The 17,047-nt window shown below is 57.8% G+C and carries 14 protein-coding genes and 1 pseudogene; 10 read left to right on the top strand and 5 right to left on the bottom strand.

Annotation, left to right across the window (positions count from 1 at the left end; genetic code table 11):
• The first annotated feature begins 130 nt into the window (after positions 1-130).
• The 3 genes and pseudogenes from ACILRA_RS08435 (at position 131) to ACILRA_RS08425 (ending at position 6,322) form a co-directional block, all read left to right on the top strand.
• Positions 131-1,082, top strand: a pseudogene (locus ACILRA_RS08435) (integrase core domain-containing protein).
• A gap of 508 nt (positions 1,083-1,590) precedes the next feature.
• Complete coding sequence (locus ACILRA_RS08430; protein WP_395661657.1) at positions 1,591-2,004, top strand: YARHG domain-containing protein; 414 nt, start codon at positions 1,591-1,593, stop codon at positions 2,002-2,004.
• 217 nt (positions 2,005-2,221) lie between these two features.
• On the top strand, positions 2,222-6,322 hold the full coding sequence (locus ACILRA_RS08425) for a hypothetical protein (protein WP_395661656.1): 4,101 nt from the start codon (positions 2,222-2,224) through the stop codon (positions 6,320-6,322).
• A 233-nt stretch (positions 6,323-6,555) separates the two neighbouring features.
• On the opposite strand, the gene ACILRA_RS08420 is transcribed toward ACILRA_RS08425, so the two are convergent.
• The 5 genes from ACILRA_RS08420 to ACILRA_RS08400 all read right to left on the bottom strand — a co-directional run bounded on the left by ACILRA_RS08420 (position 6,556) and on the right by ACILRA_RS08400 (position 10,589).
• Positions 6,556-7,272 (bottom strand): carbonic anhydrase, encoded by a 717-nt coding sequence (locus ACILRA_RS08420; protein ID WP_395661658.1) that lies wholly within the window; start codon positions 7,270-7,272, stop codon positions 6,556-6,558.
• A gap of 615 nt (positions 7,273-7,887) precedes the next feature.
• Entirely contained in the window at positions 7,888-8,298 is a 411-nt protein-coding gene (locus ACILRA_RS08415) for a hypothetical protein (protein WP_395661655.1), read from the bottom strand.
• Entirely contained in the window at positions 8,295-9,107 is an 813-nt protein-coding gene (locus ACILRA_RS08410) for an MlaA family lipoprotein (RefSeq protein WP_395661654.1), read from the bottom strand. The genes ACILRA_RS08415 and ACILRA_RS08410 overlap by 4 nt, the downstream gene beginning before the upstream one ends.
• Positions 9,108-9,144: 37 nt before the next feature.
• Positions 9,145-9,912, bottom strand: coding sequence for a hypothetical protein (locus ACILRA_RS08405; protein WP_395661653.1), 768 nt, complete (start codon positions 9,910-9,912; stop codon positions 9,145-9,147).
• Positions 9,909-10,589, bottom strand: a complete 681-nt coding sequence (locus tag ACILRA_RS08400) for a hypothetical protein (protein ID WP_395661652.1) — start codon at positions 10,587-10,589, stop codon at positions 9,909-9,911. The genes ACILRA_RS08405 and ACILRA_RS08400 overlap by 4 nt, the downstream gene beginning before the upstream one ends.
• A gap of 113 nt (positions 10,590-10,702) precedes the next feature.
• Between ACILRA_RS08400 and ACILRA_RS08395 the strand changes: the two genes are divergently transcribed.
• From ACILRA_RS08395 to ACILRA_RS08365, 7 genes are all read left to right on the top strand, one after another.
• A complete protein-coding gene (locus ACILRA_RS08395) occupies positions 10,703-11,665 on the top strand; it encodes a hypothetical protein (RefSeq protein ID WP_395661651.1) in 963 nt (320 codons plus the stop codon).
• A 14-nt stretch (positions 11,666-11,679) separates the two neighbouring features.
• Positions 11,680-12,678, top strand: a complete 999-nt coding sequence (locus tag ACILRA_RS08390) for a hypothetical protein (protein WP_395661650.1) — start codon at positions 11,680-11,682, stop codon at positions 12,676-12,678.
• Entirely contained in the window at positions 12,678-13,076 is a 399-nt protein-coding gene (locus ACILRA_RS08385) for a DUF6524 family protein (protein ID WP_395661649.1), read from the top strand. The genes ACILRA_RS08390 and ACILRA_RS08385 overlap by 1 nt, the downstream gene beginning before the upstream one ends.
• 2 nt (positions 13,077-13,078) lie before the next feature.
• The gene (locus ACILRA_RS08380) at positions 13,079-13,957 is read left to right on the top strand and encodes a hypothetical protein (protein WP_395661648.1); all 879 of its coding nucleotides are present in this window, start codon (positions 13,079-13,081) and stop codon (positions 13,955-13,957) included.
• A gap of 24 nt (positions 13,958-13,981) precedes the next feature.
• Entirely contained in the window at positions 13,982-14,449 is a 468-nt protein-coding gene (locus ACILRA_RS08375; protein WP_395661647.1) for a hypothetical protein, read from the top strand.
• A 217-nt stretch (positions 14,450-14,666) separates the two neighbouring features.
• A complete protein-coding gene (locus ACILRA_RS08370) occupies positions 14,667-15,290 on the top strand; it encodes a hypothetical protein (RefSeq protein ID WP_395661646.1) in 624 nt (207 codons plus the stop codon).
• A gap of 303 nt (positions 15,291-15,593) precedes the next feature.
• Complete coding sequence (locus ACILRA_RS08365; RefSeq protein WP_395661645.1) at positions 15,594-16,778, top strand: tetratricopeptide repeat protein; 1,185 nt, start codon at positions 15,594-15,596, stop codon at positions 16,776-16,778.
• Positions 16,779-17,047 lie beyond the last annotated feature (269 nt).

Genomic DNA, 17,047 nt, shown 5'->3' with positions numbered 1-17,047 from the left:
GCAGCATGCGACGCCTGGCAGAAGCTCATTGCTCAACCAGAGACCATCACCTCAATCGGAATGCGCCAATGGGCTCATGTCGGTCAGACCCAATGACCGTTGGTATTATGGCATCAAGGAGGATCAGAACATTCCAAGGAAGAAGCACACGCCTGAAGAGATCGTCGCCAAGGTGCGGCAGGTCGAGGTTTCTGTTTATCACAGATCTCCGGTGGCCGACGCTGTGCGGCAGATCGGGGTAACCGAGGGGGCTCTATTGCCGATGGCGCCAGGAATACGGCGGACTGAATCTGGATCAGGTTAAGCGGCTGAAGGAGTTGGAGCTTGAGAATACCCAGCTCCGGAAGGCGGCCTCAGAGCGCCGGGCCTGCGCGGGGCTCGGCCAGCACCGGTCGACACAGCGCAAGACCCCGCAGGGCCGGGACGACGAGGAGCAGCTGACGGACGATCTTGTGGCCCCGGTCCGGGAGCATGGCCGGCTGGGCTACCGGAAGATGGCAGCTCTCCTGCGCAGCACGTCGGGCTGGGTGGTCAACGACAAGCGGGTGGAGCGGATCTGGCGGCAGGAGGGTCTGAAGGTCCCGCCCCGGCAGCCAAAGCGCAGCCGGATCTGGCCGAGCGACGGTTCCTGTATCCGGCTTCGAGCCGAACGGCCAAACCATGGCTGGACTTATGACTTCGTGGAGGATCGCACCCATGACGGACGGAAGAATCGCATACTGAACGTGGTGGACGATTTCACGCGAGAATGCCTTTCGATCAGGATCAACCGGAAGCTCAAGTCTTCTGATGTCATCGACGTCCTGTCCGATCTCTTCATCATCCGGGGCGTGCCGGAGCACATCAGGTCGGGTAACGGCCCCGAGTTCAATGGATACGTCGAGAGCTTCAACGCACGCCTCCGCGACGAGCTTCTCAATGGCGAGATCTTCTACACCCTCGCCGAAGCCCGCGTCATCGTGGAAAGCTGGCGGCGCTTCGACAATTCGCTTCGACCACACGGATCACCGGGCTACCGGCTCCCAGCCCCGGAGGTCTTCATTCCGCCGCCCGCGCTGGCGCCCAAGCCAATCATGCACTAAAGTTCCACGCGGACCATTCTTTAGGGGCCGGTCAGCATTCAGACGACCACGCCTTGGTCAACAAACGATAGTGCTGTTATGCCCCAAGTGACAGAGCTTCTGATCACGCTGAGGGTGTCTCATCTTCACGTCTGCAACCGAAGCTAGACGCTGTCTAGAGCTGCGGGCGATCAGTCGAGACAACTGGAAGATTTGCGCTCCAACCGTGCCGTCACCCCAGCTTTCGTGTTGGGTCCTGCCGACTGTCATCATCTGCTGCAACGAAAGCGGGAGGCCAGCTTTCGCTGGGATGACGGTGAGAATTGGGAGTTGATCACAACTGATCGCCCACCGCTCCAGGACTCTGAGGAAAACTTACCTCCTGAGATTGCATAAGCCGGCACTTAGTCGCTTGAGGCCAACGAACCCAGATAACTCTGTGATGCTAATCACATCATGTCGAGGCAATTGCATGTATCGTCGCAATCGTTTCCAACATTGATCACATGGTTGGAGAAGAAGCGGAGGTATGATGAACTTATCTCATGATCATGGAAGTGGTGATGCCGCCAGCGCGAAGCCTCTGCAGTTGCTCCGGAAGGGCCGATCAGGAGTTCTGCCCTTCTTGGGATTGGTGATGGCGTTTACGGCATTGCCACTCGATAACGCCCGTGCAGCCTGTTTCGAGGATGGCATTGGCTGTACGAATGACCACTACATCCCAAAGAGCCGGTTGATGGCGTTGTCCTGCGACGCACTCTGGACCGTACGCAACACGATCTATGATGAGCGTGGTTACTGCTTCCGGACAGCTCGGGCGAAGGACCTGTTCTCGAATGATGACTGTCATGTCAGCAATGCGGCGGACCTCAACTTCAACAAGTATGAACGCGGCAACATCGACCGGATCGTTGCCGTCGAGCGCGTGAAGGGCTGCCGCTAGCTGCACAGCCCAGCCCGTTACCACCAAGGAACGGGAACACTTGCTGCTACTTGCAGCGAGACGCGCAGAGAAAGATCCATAAGGCCGGGAGCAGACGTCCTGTCTTTTCTGGCCTGACACAGTGCCTCAGGGCTCACATTTGAAGAGCTCCTAGACCATCAGATTGGCTGCGGGCAGCCACGAGAGTTGGTTGCCCCGATGACCGGAGGGCCTGAACATGAACCTGCTGAACCATAAAGATACTTGCATACGCTGCATCCGCGCCGTGGCTGGCGCGCTGCTCCTGTTCGCCGCGTTGCCTGAAATCGTTTTCGCTGGCGATATCGCGATGCCGGGGGTGCTCAGCACCGGGGATGCCGTCGTAACAGGCTTTCCGGGAGTCCTGCCTCCGCCGGAGGATATTCCACCCGAAGCCGACCCCCTTGCCTATGTGTTCATCGATCCGGACGGTCCATCGATGCAGATCAACCGTCTACTGCCTGTCGGCCCGCCGTCGGGCCAACTCATCGATGCGCCAGCGCTTGTGAGCGTGCCCGCGCGCGATGTGGGTCAGGTCTTCGCCGTGACGCTCGATGACGCGCCAGCTCCGAATATCTACCTCGGTGCAACGTCGGCGTTCGGCATCCACATTGTGGCGCCGGGCGATGACGGGACGCCCCGTCACGTGAAGCAAGGAACACCTGGTGCACAGTTCATGCAGGGCCAGTGGGGCACCGGCAAAGGTGGCGCACCGGGAAGCATTTACAAGGTTGATGGCATCACCGGCGCGGTTACGCTGTTTTCGTCAATCGGCACCAATGCCGGTCCGGGGCTGGGCGATGTTGTCTTCGACCGCGCCAGCCGCCAGTTCTTCGTGTCCGATCTCGATACCGGCCTTATCTACCGGCTCGACTCCACCGGCCTAATCTCGGACACCTTTGATCATGGTGTTTCGGCACGGCCTTCGCAGGGCCTGGCATCAGTGGCCGATGACGGCAGCCGGATGGACATCGCGAACCCCGCCTTCAACTCCGAAGAGGCTTCGACATGGGGGCTCACCCCACTTGGGCGGCGTGTGGGTGGCATGGCCGTCTATGGCGGCCGCCTTTTCTACGCTGTGGCCGAGGGCCCGCAGGTCTGGTCGGTTGGCATTTCTCTCGATGGCAGCTTCCGCGGCGATGCGCGGTGGGAACTTGACGTCTCCGCACCGGCAAGCGGCGATCCCGTCACCGACATCACGTTCGATTCCGCCGGTCGCATGATCCTCGCCCAGCGCGGTGCCCAGAGTGGCAGCTTCGACTACAGCGTGTTCGCACAGCCGAAGACTGCAACCGTTATCCGTTACACGCGCGAAATCCCCGACGATCCGGCGACACCCGGCATCTGGGTACCGATTCCTGACGAGTACGCGATCGGCTTCCGGCCACAGCAGCGCAACACCAACGGCGGCGTGGCCCTGGGCTATGGCTTTGACAATCAAGGTCTCATGCGTCTGGGCTCGTGCAATGCCTTCCTGTGGACGACGGGCGAGGCGCTGCGCGATGACGCAGATCTCGCCGACCGGCTTGTTGCCGGCGGCCCCGCCATCGTCGACGGCCTGCAGGGTAACGATGCCGCACTGGTGAAGCCGGAGAACTCTCCTCCCTTCAGTTCGTATTTCACGGACTATGACGGCGACTTCGATCACCCTGAGCGTCAGGGATGGATGGGCGATGTCGAGGTCTACCAGCCCTGCACCGGAACACAGGGCGTGGGCTACCTGCCGCCCATGCAATTGCCGCCGGGCGAACTGCCTCCGGGCGGCAGCTTCAACCTGACGCTCGACAAGGAAGCCGCACCACGGGTCTGCTTGCCTGGCGGTCTCGGCTGGATTTGCTATTACACGATCCGGGTCACCAACACCGGCTCCGAGCCCTACTGGGGCCCGCTGACGGTGCGTGACTGGATGCCGGCCGCGGTGCCCGGAAGCATCATGAATTTCGACTTCCAGCCGCCTTGGATATGTGCGGAACTCGGCTCCTCAGATCACGAGTGCACCCTTCCCGGTGTCTTTCTGATGCCCGGTGACAGTGTTGATCTCTATGTCATGGATGAGCGGCCTGCCGTCCTCGCGCGTCCCGGCAGCAGATTGCCGGAACAGTACTGCTACGCCGGAAACGCGGCGGGGCTGGTGTGGTGGGATGACTACGGCGATGCCAATCCGGATGACGACTTCGACTATGCCGAAGCGCAGATTCCAGACGAGAACTGCGCGCCGCGTGGTGACCGCACCAACCTCACCATCACGAAGGAGGCACTCAAGAAGCAATGCTCCCTCTCGGGCGGCACCTGGCATTGCAGCTTCCTGATCACGGTCACCAACACGGGTCCTGGCGTCTATTCGGGTCCGATCGAGATCAGCGAGGAGATATCGGTCCCCGGAACCATCGCCTATGGACCCCAGCCCAATCCTCCGGCGTGGAACTGTGTTCCTGCCGGCGGCACCTCATACACCTGCAACCACGCACCTGTGACGCTCAATCCAGGGCAGAGCGTTGATCTCTGGTTCAAGGTCAAGGTGCCGGTCGCCCAGCAGGAGGCTGATGGAAAGTGCTCGATCGAGAACCGCGTTCGCATCACCCGGGCACCAGCCGGATCGGCCGGCAATTTCGATCCCGCCGATGACGGCGCGGAGGCTCAATCCCTCACGCTCGGCAGCAATTGCGGGCCATCGATGGGGAAGAAGTCCGACTTGTCCCTCAAGAAGGAAGCAAGGACGTGCATCTTCAGGCAGGATCTTGGCGGCTATGCCTGCTTCTTCATCGTGACCGTCAAGAACGAAGGGCCGAATTCCTTCAACGGCGTCTTGACGGTGAAGGACCAGCCCTCGCCCGCCATCGCAGGCTCGCCAGTGTTCTTCGGTCCGTGGGACTGCGCGCCTTCTGGTGGCGGATTTGACTGCACCCTGAAGCCTGCCGCGCTGCCGCTGCCCCCCGGGGCCAGCCGTCATCTGGCTGCCTTCACCCTCGTGCCGATTAACAGCAAGATCTGCGAGATCCGCAACGAGGCGGGTATAATGGCGCCCGCGGGCGGCACGAACGCCAACAGCAATCCGGCCAACGACGAGAGTGCAATCGTCACCCTGCCTGTGCCATCGCCGGAATGCGAACGGCAACGAGCGCCGGACTCCAACTTGGTGATCAGCAAGACACCGTTGCGCTGTGAAGGTGGCCAGAGCCTGTCAGCTGCCGTTGCCGTGGCATCGGGTGTTACCTGCCGCTATCAGGTAACGGTCAGCAATACGGGTCCGGGCGCGGTGACTGTTCCAGTCACGATCCTCGACACGCCTGACCTGCCAGCGACGGCGGTGGCCACCACGGCTGATCCGGGCTGGGCCTGCAGCAGCTTCGGCGCGCTTGCCGGTTGCCGGAGCATGACCGGAATGCCCGCCGGTGCAACGGCGAACTTCGAGGTCGACGTGCAGACCACCATGGCCGCAGTTCGTCAGTCCGGCTGCCGTATACGGAACCAGGCCTGGATCGCCGAACCCATTGGCGCCCCCCGCAACATCATTGCTGCCGATGATGTCGCGGAAGCAACCGCCGATGGGCCGCCGGAGCTATGCCCCGCGATGAAACCGCTCAACGTCCAGTCCTGCCCTGTCGAACGGCAGATGCCGGACCAGGGTTGCTGCCCTGAAGGCGAGAGGTGGAACGGCCGCGCCTGCTCGGGAGAAAGCACGGCCAAGGCTTGCCCCTCAGGCACCACGGGCAAGTATCCGAACTGCACACCTGTCGTCAGGCAGGTCTGCCCCAAGGGTACCACCGGCAAGTATCCCAAATGCACCCCCACCGTGAGGCAGGTCTGCCCCCAGGGTACCATCGGCAAGTGGCCCAACTGCGAGAAGCCGCGCGAGAAGCCACGGAAGTGTCCGCAAGGTACGACGGGCAAGTATCCCAACTGCGTCCCGATCGTGAAGCAGGTCTGCCCGAAGGGAACCATTGGCAAGTGGCCCAACTGTGTCCCGATCGTAAAGCAAGTCTGTCCGAAGGGCACCATCGGCAAGTGGCCCAACTGTGAGAAACCGCGCAAGTGCCCGCGTGGCACCACGGGCAGATATCCGGACTGCGTTCCGATCATAAAGCAGGTCTGCCCAGAAGGTACCGTCGGCACGTGGCCGAACTGCAAGCGGGAGCGGAAACGGGAACAGTGCAGGAAGGGCTATGTCTATAGCCGCAGCCTGAAGACCTGCATCCCTGTCGAACAGCAGGTTCCGGAAAAGCCGATCCTGAAAAAGGCGCCAATCAATATCTCGCCAGAGCTCTTGATGAAACCGGATACAAAGCTGGAGATCCAGTAAGGCTTCAGCGCAGAAACACAAACTTAGGCCGGAGGGCGGGCTGGTTCCCGCCCTCTGTCATGTTCTACGCCATAGAGGTGCCTGACAGAGCACCGCGGTTCATTAAATGAAAGCAACCACGGCCCCTTTCAGGAGCCGTGATCATGCTCAAGAAATTGATTTTACGCGATTTCTTCTCGACCAGGTGATTCCACCTGGTCGGAACGCGCGCTAATTGATCGGCGTGTGTATGATTAGCCGATGAACTCGACCACACCCGTATCGATGTCATACATTGCGCTAACCACCTTCACCTTGCCCTCGCTGACGAGCCGCTTTACAACTTCGCTATCGTTTGCGATCACTTCGGCGGTCCGTCTGGCGCTTCCACGAATGACGTCCAAAGTCGGCTGGCCTTCCTTGCACAGCTCTTTTGCAACGGGCATGATCGAGTCAATCAACTGTCCCAGATAGCCTGTGAACTTTGCGCCTTTCAGGGCAGCTTCACAAGCGGCCGCGACCGCGCCGCATCGCGTGTGGCCCAACACCACAACGAGCGGCACTCCAAGATGCTCGGTGCCATACTCAATCGTCCCGATCGTGGCGAAATCCGCAATATTTGCGGCGTTCCGGCACACAAACAACTCGCCAACGTTCACGCCGCCGAAGACCAGCTCGGGCGGCACGCGGCTGTCGGCGCATGAGAGTATCGCTGCCCATGGCGCTTGACCTTTGGCAACCTGCGCGCGACGCAATTCCAGCTGGGTTTCGCAGAGTTGTGGCTCGGCGACGTAACGGGCATTGCCCTCCTTGAGCATTGCGAGTGCTTCGTCCGGCGTCATGGATGTACCCTTGCCAGAAGCATTGGCTGGCTTCGACATCAGCCCTTGGCCGGCCATGCCTGCCGCCACACTCACTGCGGTGAGCGCCAAAAACTGGCGTCGCGTCCTCTGATCGCATCTGTCACACATGTATGTATCACCCGGAAACTTTACTAGCGTTGACGCCAACGGAAGGTTTGTATCGCTCATTTTCACCATTCAAGCTAGTTCAAATAACTCACTATTAGGCTCGAATGGCGCGAGGCGGATATCATCACCAGCTTCACCTTAGCTGCTTCAAGTTTTGTAAACACTGGCCTCTGAGAGCCTTGTTCAGGGCTGGCTGCAATACGGAACTACGCAACTGGTAATTCACTCTGTCACACCCAGGCTTAACTCCTCATATCAAGAGCCGTGGGCACCAATAGACAAGGGAGCCGTCTCGCATCGAGGGACCCCACTCCTGATCACACCTCGCACCCCGCCAGCGGCCAGCCGCGACAGTCGACATATCGGCAACGCACGGAATCCCTCACACCTATAGAACCGGCAAATCCCTTCGCACTGACGGAGTAAAAACGCGACGGAGAAAGAGAATAAAGGCAGGACGATGAGTATCGACATCGGAGATGTGCCGGATCGAAATTTCCGACTGGCAATGTCAAATAGACTGACCAGCGGGAGTGTCTCCCATGCGGCACGCCACCAGTCTCGGATGAACCGCTCGCTCTGCTGCGCACCCGTGATCCCGGCCGTCCGTAACGCCTATCTTATCGTCCGGAACCAGCGCGCCGACCAGAAGAAGCCGCTCCGCCGCGGCTGCAAATCGAGCTTGTCAACCAGCTTCTTTACCCGACTGCGTGCAACGCCGGGCGCCGACTTCAGCTTCTCGCTGTAGAAGATCACCACTGTCTCGAAATCCACAAAAGAGATTGTGCGCGAAGAGCCAGCCAGCGCTGCAAGCATGGCGAGCGCGACACGATCGATTTCAGATTCCACCTCGAAACTGGCACTCTCGGCGGTGGAGACGATGATGCCCTCGGCCTGCCAAAGGGGAAGATTGAGCTGCGCGACAGCGAGCTCGAGGAGCTCGCTTTCACTCTCAGCGGTGAGCGTGCTTGTGGGCCGTGCCCGCAGCATGACAAGTTCCTTGAGCTTCATCTCGGCATTGGTCATCGGTGGGCTCCGTTCATGGCACTGTTCCCGACGCCAGCTATGATCTCGTCACAACGCCTGCGGCGGTCGGAGAGGTATTGCTTGCGAACGGCTGCTTGTGAGGTATTCAAGTCGTCACCATGGTCAATCTGGCGCATGAAGGCTATGCGTCCCGTTTCCTCAGTCAACTCAATAACGACTATTGACTCGAGCGAGGGCGGAAAGCCGAGAACTGGGGCAAGTGCCGCATAAGTTACGGCGTTGAACAACACAAAGTCAGCCAACCCATCCCGAGTCGTACGCGGACCAACAAAAGGCAGAACAACGTAGCCGCCTTCGCCAACGCCGCGCGCACAAAGGGCGAGCCCGATATCAATTTGCGGCATGACGAGGCCCCTTGACGTCGCAACATCCTGGATTCCCAGCCAGCCTTGCGTGGTGTTTACCCAGAACCTTTCGACCGAGACAGCGGCACTTGCAAAATCTCCAGCAACGGCCCAGCTCAAGATACTAATCGGTTCATTTACGTAGTTGAGCAGCAGATTCCCAACGGCCTCGCGTGCAGCAGCGGGAGGAGCGAGGATAGCAAGCCAATCGCTCGAAACATCCGCTTTCTGCCAGACCCACAGATTGAAATCATGCATGAGGGTGTTGAAGGACGCAAAGTCGCCTGCCTCGTTCTCAGAGGGCGTGACAGGCAGCTGCGGCAGTACAGTTTCCTGCGCTGGCGCCGAGACCGGAAGGGGCTCCACAACCCCACTTGATTGCGCTACCCCAACTGCAGACATGAGTCCCAGTGCAAGCACAACGATTGGTATGGAGTAGTTCATGCAAATCTCCGGAAACTGGCTGATACGCCGCTGCAACTCAACTCCGCAACAGGATCATATACTCAGTTGGGGTGATTCCTATGGGGCTCTTCACCGGAGAGGATAGCACAATCGACAAATAGACAAGCATCATGACACCTGACGTCAGCAGCGCTCCCATCGCGAGCTGAGTAGAGAGACTGTAGCTGCCAAAAAACCAATTGAAGGAAATGGTTACAATGACAGCGGCGCCTAAGCTTATCCATATCAGACTCTCGAACGGGCTGAAGGCATCACTCACCCTGGACGTGCGAGCCTCGACAACCTGAGAGAACAACCTGATGTATTGCGAAAGCGCCAGCTTCTCCCTCTCGCTATTTGTTCTTGTCGACATCGCCGCAACATACCATTCCTCAAGCGCAATTTTCGCCTCAGGCGCCGCTTTGCCCTCGCGCATGGCAGGCCACTCGTAGTCTATGACCTTCCTGACGTAGTTCTGCTCCGCGGCGCTCAAATTTGCGGCATGAGCCGGCAGAAAGCGCTCAAGCTTATGCATCAGCGAAATGGTGGCGACCTCCCTGTCAGTTGCGAGTTGAAAGGAGACAAACCGCGTACCCGAATCAACGAGCGAAAAAGCCAACAGCGCCGCAACGATCTGCGCTAGGAATGCATACTTAAAACCACCTACGGCGTTGTTCTCAATCAACTCTTCGGGGGTAAAGATGTCGTTCGCCACGAAAGTGCCTATCGCAGATAGAAGCACTCCTGCCCCCACAACCAATGGGAGCCCGTACTCAACGGGAAGCGCCTGAATGAAGGAAATCATGGCAAGCCGTCCGGCGGGACGATGTCGATCAACGCCGACCCCGAATAGGGAGCCAATCCAGAAGCGCCTGACGCGAGAAATGACATGAGGATCATAAAGCCCACAAAAATCGCTGGCATCAGCACGCGCAGGCCATGCAGATTCTGGGAAATCAGAAGAATTTGGAGCGTTGTTGCGGTCATTATGAACCAGAAAGCGGCGTGTATGAACCCATCTGCAATACGGAAGCCACGCTTCGTGATCTTGTGTTGGTCCGCCAACGACACCGCCCATTCGGTCCGCGACTCCAAGAGGGCCTCATCATCGAACTCCTGCTCTCCCTTGATCAGCCATTCCACAATGTCACTTTCACTAGCCTGGAAATCTGCTCTCCTTTCGATCTGCCATGCGCCAAGTAACTTGGCCGACTCGATTTGACCGCTCTCCTCAACCAATTTACCGTAAAGAACAACGCAAACGACGAGGACAACGGAGAGAATCGAACCGACGACCACCTCAAAGCCATTGAGCTTGACGCCGCCGAGACCTCTTAAGGTTGTGGCTCCGGCTGCAGGTGCGAGAGGTCTACGAGTCGCGTATATGCCGAGGTACACGAAGCTTGCAGCGATGATCAGCGCGGCGGCGTAGACGCCTGATAAATCGAAGAGCGAATACCACTCCACCAAACCGGAATTCATTGCTTAGACCTGTTCAACCGATTCGTTGGTGCTTACCACCGGCGCACGCATTTTCCTAAGCCGAATTGAACCATTGATTATAAAAATGTTTCAAGTTATCCATGATTCCATAAATGGCCGTCCTATCGGCTTCTCTAGAAATTTCCACGAGGCAGCCTGTCGTGCATAGTTTGACTAGAGTTGTTGACAATCCCGAACAGGTTGCGGCACCGAAGATAGAGCGGCCCAGATTCACCGGAGGGCTGGTCAATGGCCTATCTCTGCTTATCGCCGTCACCGCATTGGGGTTGCATTTTTCGCCAGATATTCAGCGCGGCATTGAGGCGCTGGCTCAATCCTTACCGGTTAGCGTCGGAGGGCCTCTTGCAACCATGACGCGGCATCCTCCACCTATCTTCGACGCGGCAGGAGTCGAGGCTGCGGTAATGAGGGTGGCTGGGCAGATTGAAGGCCTCGAGAATGAGCTCCTTGCGCTAGGCAGCAAGACAGAAACCGACATCGCGCGCTTAAACGTGGCGGTTGAGAGCCTCGCAGTGCCAGGCAAGTTGCCGCTTATCGTTGCGCGCATCGTGCTTCGCCATGCATCAAACTCGCTGGAGCGGCATGATATCGACACGCTTGCCGCCTTGGCGGGATCGCACCCATTGCTGACCGAGCCGGTTGCGCAGCTCAAATCTCTCGCTCTCGAAGACGTCCCCACAGTCGCGGCACTCCGGGACGCGTTTCGCGAGAGAAGAAATGCAGCTCAAGAAGCCGCCAGGCGAGCTCGGATGCAGTGGTGGGAAGTTCCTGTCGACTATGCCCGGACTGGCCTGTCAGACATCGGCATCAGCAAGTCAGCCGCAATTGATCAGGATCGGAACGTCATTGAGCAGATTGGCCGCGAGCTCGACAGCGGGCGGCTGGACAAGGCGCTGCTGGAAATGCAGGCAGCAAGCCAGGAGCTGCAGAGCGAGCTTTCCGCTTGGGCGAGCGCGGCGAGGCTGCGCGTGTCGCTCGACCAAGCTGTGCTTCTGGTTATCGATGGGTTGCTTGAGCAGATCTCGCTCACCAAGTCCCACAATTCACCCGGCTGATGCGGCGGGCTGCCATGATCCGTGGTCTGCCGCGAGCGGAGCTCAATCCGCTTTGCGGCAAGGCGTGCTTTGCTATCATGCTGTGCGCGGTGATCACTTTTTCATTCACGGCCGCCTGCGCCGCACAGACTGACCAGCCCCATGAGCGCGAAGCTGAGTTCGAGAAGCGCGACCGTGTGCTGTCGGAGGGCCTGCTGTTTCAGGACCTTGATGCCTTCTTCAACCGTCGCATCGAAAGAGTGGGCCCCTATTCCGACTGGGCATACGGCTGGGCAAGCAGCTATGCCGCCTCTTACATGACAGCGGCACGTGTTCTACTCGCCGTTTGGGGCGATCCTGGCGAGTGGCGGGCCAACATCATCCGCGTTATCCGCGAGGATCAGATCCAGTCTGTAACTCAGCGCGTACTCAAACCACAGGAAGATGCGGCGGAACTATCAGGACTCGTCGACCGGCATACGGCAAGCCGCCTGTTTTTGCTGGAGATGCAGATATTGGATGGTAGGTGCGCAGCAAAGGCCGATCGGGCATGCCAAGCCGCCCTTCACCCGCAGCTATCCACCGTCTCGTCGGCCATCATGGCGGAGAGACTTAAGCCCGCGGTACAGGCTGTTGAATCAGCGGCTTTCGTAAACATCCTGAGCGCCAAGGCAGATGATGGAGTAGGGTTGTTCCACGTCGTGCGCCCCCTGACGACACGGCTAGTGCTGCTGGTGCTTCGCCTCACCGAACTTGCCTCGATCGTACTCCTGATCTCAGCGGGCCTACGAATGGTCTATGTTCCCAACACTGCCATAACCCGCTTCCTGGTTGCGATTGGGGTCGCATGGAGTCTGGACTTCGCCATTCTAGCCGCGGAGCGCAACTGGAACGAGCAGGCTTTCAAAGAAAGCGTATATGCGGGTCTAGAATCGCAGAAACGCGAGGTGACGACCGCAGTCACATCGGCTCTGGACAGCACTGAATCGTCGTTTCTTGCCGCTGCAAGAGCCCTTGTTCAGGAGATGAAGTAGTGCCGGTCAGCGTTCCAACGCCTGCTTCGATTGCACTCCGCTTTGGGGGCTCGTTTCTGTTCGTTTTGCTCACCGGTGCACTCGGAATCTACACCGTACCTGACCGGTTCAGAGTCGATAGCATTCCTGGGGTTGTAGTCCTGATCATTCTCGGCTGTGCACATTTCTATCTTCTTTACCGGGCCTATTACTCTTTGCGAACCATTGGCCTCATAACGTTCAGCATCGTCTTTGCCTTGTTATCATACTATGTGATGTCGGTGTTCGGACTGGAAGCCAGCATGAATAACTTGATCTGGCTTCTGGTGATCTATCTTACGCTTCTTTATGGATTCGGACTCAGCTACAACCACATTGATTCGGCTTTATCGGGCCTGCTGCATACAAAAGGCGTATAAGTATGTTTTCTGCACCCTCATCGGTCAGCGCGACTCCTGCCATCCTTGTCATAAGTTGTAGCGACGCGCGCCTCACGCGGGAGAATGCGGAGCTCACCTGGAAGAAGCGGCTAAACTTCAGCGGTGACATCTTTGAGTTCAAATGCCCCGGCGGTGGTGTTGCCATGGCCGATACAAAGAGCTCCTTCTACCGGTCTGCTTTTGATAGCTTCCGCCTGCTGAGCGGGCTGCGGTCAATCTCGCAGGTGGTACTCGCCTTTCACGAGCAATGCGCCTATGTCTCTGACAAGTACGGCAGCGGGGCCACGTCAGAGATGGAGACGCTGAAATGGAGACTGGCCCATGAGGCCGTGGACCATGTGTCAGGGTGGGCCGAAGGCCTGAGGGTTAGGCCGCTCTACGTGCGCTTCATGTCAAGCCGGGAGGCGGGCAACAGAACACAGGAGAGCTTGGGCACTTCTGATGAAAGCCAGATACAGTCGTGTGATCACCTGCAGCCCCATCACCATTCTGAGCGGCCGCAGGCGTCCCCTGGCAAAGGGGGCATTTTTGTTCCAAGCGATCGGGCCACGCTGACATCTTTCGAGCGGCAGGTTGAGGAGCGTCTCCTCCAGACCCATGAGACAATCGATCAGGTTATTGCGCTTGCCGAACGCCAAGCGCGTGAGACAGGTACGACGCCGGCCTGGAGAATTGAGGTCCGTGCCCGGGAATTTGTTGACCTTCTTCGCCGCCGGGGCCGCACAAATACAAGCGAGCTGAGAAAGCTAGTCACTGCTTTTGTACAGAACTACGCGGGTGAGGCGACGCCACGCGGAGTACAACGGTCCATTCTGACCGAACTTGATAAATACCTGCAATCCCTGCAACCAGGGAAGTAGCCAGGCTAGAAGGATTCAGAGGACATGCGGAGCGAACTCATGGTACAAGCATATAGCGGCGACTATAGACCCGATACAGTTGCAGATGCGGAGGACCGTCTTCGCCAACTTGTACGCCTCCGAGGCAAGCGGGCGCGCTTCATCACATCGGAAGATGAGGAGCGGTTGCTGGAGGAGGCAGTAACCCGTCTCGGCGTGCCGCTTGAGCGTGCGCGCGGCGTTCTTCATTCTGAGATGCAGAAGGGGCAGATCGCCCTCGAGTCAGACTTGGAGGACACATTGGTCGACCTCCTCAAGTCCTTTTCCGGGAGTCACAAGAAACTCTCCATGCGTGATTTCGAGGCCATTTCTAGCCTGCATGCAGCACGCCGCCGGATTCCGATTGAATCCTCCCGCCAGATGGTGAAGCGATTGATGGAAGAGGAAGACATCACTCCCCGTGCGGCTGGCCTGTTGCGCTCCAAGCGTTGGTATAGGCGAATAAAGACGTGAAGAGGTGCCGCGCTCTTGCATCCCATTCCTGCTTGACGGCTTGGTCTTCAACTGTCTTTCGGGGTCAATCTGAGATCGACGGGGGCACGTCACCTGCAAAGGTGTAAACCATGCACTCAACTAATGATGCTTGTGTGTTGTACATCCCTTGAACAGCAGTCCATAATCATCACCCGCAGCAGGCTCGCCTGTCACCGGATAACAGAGGAAGAAAAGAATGGCGCATATGAGAGCTCTAATTGTAGCTTCCGCCTTGTTGTTGAGCAGCGGCGTCCCCGCGAGCGCTCAAGAGCAATCGGGCCTTGAAGCTTGGATCGATTGGGGGTCGCAGATCGCCCACGAAGCAGTTGACGCAGCTGCTTCGCCTTTCCGCAAGGCGTGGGTGATGGCCTGGGAATTCATTGGCAGCACTGAGGCCCAGATCGCAGAAGAGAAGGCGAAGTTCGCGCAAAAGCTCAAGGGCGAGCTGGAAAGCTTTTCCAAGGATGTCGAGCGGACGGGATTCGATGTATCTACCATCAGCATATCGCCCGACATCATTCCGAAGATTTCCCTGACCCTGGAGGTTCGTGAGCCTGTTTCTGAGGCGGTCGAGGCGCAACTGAGGACAGAGTTTCAGAACGAAGAGAAGTACGGTCTGATCGAGCGCACACTCCTTCTGGGCTTGTTAGACCTTGATGAAACCGCTGCGGATATGAAGGTTGAAGGCTACGCGTTCTCTGATGTTGAACTTGAACTCGTCGCGATCTTCCCTGAGGTCACGCTGAACTTTGAACGTGAGAACAGTGATCCGGAAGTGTCAACGCCAGAGAGTGGCACGAGCGATGTCTTGACCGAGTAACGATGCGGGCAGAATGCCTTGTCCAGAGAGTTGCGCCGGTGGCGAGGGAGGCAGCGTGGTTCTAGGTTGCGTTTCAGGTTTGGTTTGAATTCCTGGCTGTTACTAGACAGCGCTGTTTCCGCTTGCGGTCTCTTGTTGGAGACTAAATCACGCAGACAAGACCATGATGGCTATCGATGGTGCTTGTCTGGCCCAAGCCCGTTGGCGTGATTTTTTCAAGGGGAGGAGTCCGGTGCAAGTACCATTCCCCGCTGTGTGCGTTTCAAGTGGATGTCAGACTGTCAGATGCAAGAGGAGGATTAGATGCTTGAGCCGGCTACACTGATATATGCTCTGGTAGGCGCTCTTGGGCTCATTGGCGCGGACGCATACTTTAACTCGACGACCCTTCATGTCGAAACGTCGGTTGCACCTGTTTATGAAGAAAGAGGCTACAGCCAGAAGGTGGTGGAATCCTTATTTGCCGGAGAGCTCGAAAACATAGCTTCCACACCTTCAGTCATCACACGGCTACGGTTTGTTACCAGCAAGCACAAGCCGATCAGTTCTGCTCTTGCAGAGGCCGCACATCTCAAAGAGCCATTCGAAGCTGCCAAGGCAGCCGTAGGAATAAGCTATTCGACTGTACTTGCCAGTGTGGTCGTCGATTCGATAGGCGGAAAAGATTTCCCCCGGATCGTGGTCAGTGGCAACATGGAGGATGTGGAGCACTTCAGTTTGACTGTTCCATTGACCCCCAACACTTCGGTTGATCTCGCCTTATCTGAGGCTGCGTTCCGGACGATGAAGGAAATCAACCCCTATCTCACAGCGCTTTATGCTTTCAGCGGAGCAGAGAGGAATGGCGTTCATCCAACTCAGGCCGATAGCTTGGTGGAAGAGTGGATTGCGAATGCGCCAACATCTGTTTATTCTCCGGAACGGGCGCTCTTTGAGAACCTGAGAGGCCTGGTGTCTCTCATCGATAATGATCCTATCGCCGCCGAATCGTGGTTCAGCAGGGCAAACAAGTCGGATCCTGAGCTACAGGCGGCCATACTCAATCGGGGGTTCATGGAGTCCTACCGAGGATACCACGATCGCGCGATCGAGTTTCACAACCAAGTTGTCGATGGTTCGTTCTGGTCAGAATCTACAGATAGCAAAATAGTATATGCAGCACATATTGGGCTCGGGATCGCTTTAGCATCCCAGCGGAAGTTTGAGGAGTCTGACTATCATTTTGCAGAAGCGATAGCCATAACGCCGGATGGCGTTGCTGGATACTACTATTGGGCAAGGTCTCTCATGAAGCAGGATCGAGCAGCGGAAGCCACGGCATTGGTCGGAACCGCCCAGAGAAACGCCAAGCAGATTGCCAACTATGCTGAACTGGCCTACCTTTATTTCTGGCTGCCTGACGAGGCAAATGGCGTTTTGGAGCGGCGTACCAAGAACCTTCCCAAGGTACTCGGAATGCTGGTCGCCCCGGAAAGCTCAACAGAATAGAGAGTTCTGCTGCTGTCCGGGCTTTGCTTCTCATGAGGTCTGATGGCGTGACCGTCTGGCCTGCCATGGTGCGGCCAGCGCTGCATCACAGAGAACGAGCCGCTTTGCCCTGTAACTTCCTAAGAGCCTTGAAAGTGGCGCGGCATACAAGTCAGTCAGAGTGCCAATGCAGAAGGTGTCAACGCCGGAGTAAAATTGGGCCATGCGGCGGCGTAAAAGTCGACCACCTGGCCCATGGGGAAAGGTGCCGGCAAGAGGGATAGCGGCCA

The sequence above is a fragment of the Aestuariivirga sp. genome (genome assembly GCF_044239095.1).
Lineage (GTDB): Bacteria > Pseudomonadota > Alphaproteobacteria > Rhizobiales > Aestuariivirgaceae > Aestuariivirga.
The sequence above is the reverse complement of the archived record's forward strand: the minus strand, read 5'-3'. Positions and strand labels throughout refer to the sequence as shown.

Coding starts and splice junctions, on each gene's coding strand:
- ACILRA_RS08420 (WP_395661658.1), bottom strand. CDS start 7,272: ATGTGTGACAGATGCGATCAGAGGACGCGACGCCAGTTTTTGGCGCTC.
- ACILRA_RS08430 (WP_395661657.1), top strand. CDS start 1,591: ATGATGAACTTATCTCATGATCATGGAAGTGGTGATGCCGCCAGCGCG.
- ACILRA_RS08425 (WP_395661656.1), top strand. CDS start 2,222: ATGAACCTGCTGAACCATAAAGATACTTGCATACGCTGCATCCGCGCC.
- ACILRA_RS08405 (WP_395661653.1), bottom strand. CDS start 9,912: ATGATTTCCTTCATTCAGGCGCTTCCCGTTGAGTACGGGCTCCCATTG.
- ACILRA_RS08390 (WP_395661650.1), top strand. CDS start 11,680: ATGATCCGTGGTCTGCCGCGAGCGGAGCTCAATCCGCTTTGCGGCAAG.
- ACILRA_RS08380 (WP_395661648.1), top strand. CDS start 13,079: ATGTTTTCTGCACCCTCATCGGTCAGCGCGACTCCTGCCATCCTTGTC.
- ACILRA_RS08415 (WP_395661655.1), bottom strand. CDS start 8,298: ATGACCAATGCCGAGATGAAGCTCAAGGAACTTGTCATGCTGCGGGCA.
- ACILRA_RS08365 (WP_395661645.1), top strand. CDS start 15,594: ATGCTTGAGCCGGCTACACTGATATATGCTCTGGTAGGCGCTCTTGGG.
- ACILRA_RS08400 (WP_395661652.1), bottom strand. CDS start 10,589: ATGAATTCCGGTTTGGTGGAGTGGTATTCGCTCTTCGATTTATCAGGC.
- ACILRA_RS08370 (WP_395661646.1), top strand. CDS start 14,667: ATGGCGCATATGAGAGCTCTAATTGTAGCTTCCGCCTTGTTGTTGAGC.
- ACILRA_RS08410 (WP_395661654.1), bottom strand. CDS start 9,107: ATGAACTACTCCATACCAATCGTTGTGCTTGCACTGGGACTCATGTCT.
- ACILRA_RS08375 (WP_395661647.1), top strand. CDS start 13,982: ATGCGGAGCGAACTCATGGTACAAGCATATAGCGGCGACTATAGACCC.
- ACILRA_RS08395 (WP_395661651.1), top strand. CDS start 10,703: ATGGCCGTCCTATCGGCTTCTCTAGAAATTTCCACGAGGCAGCCTGTC.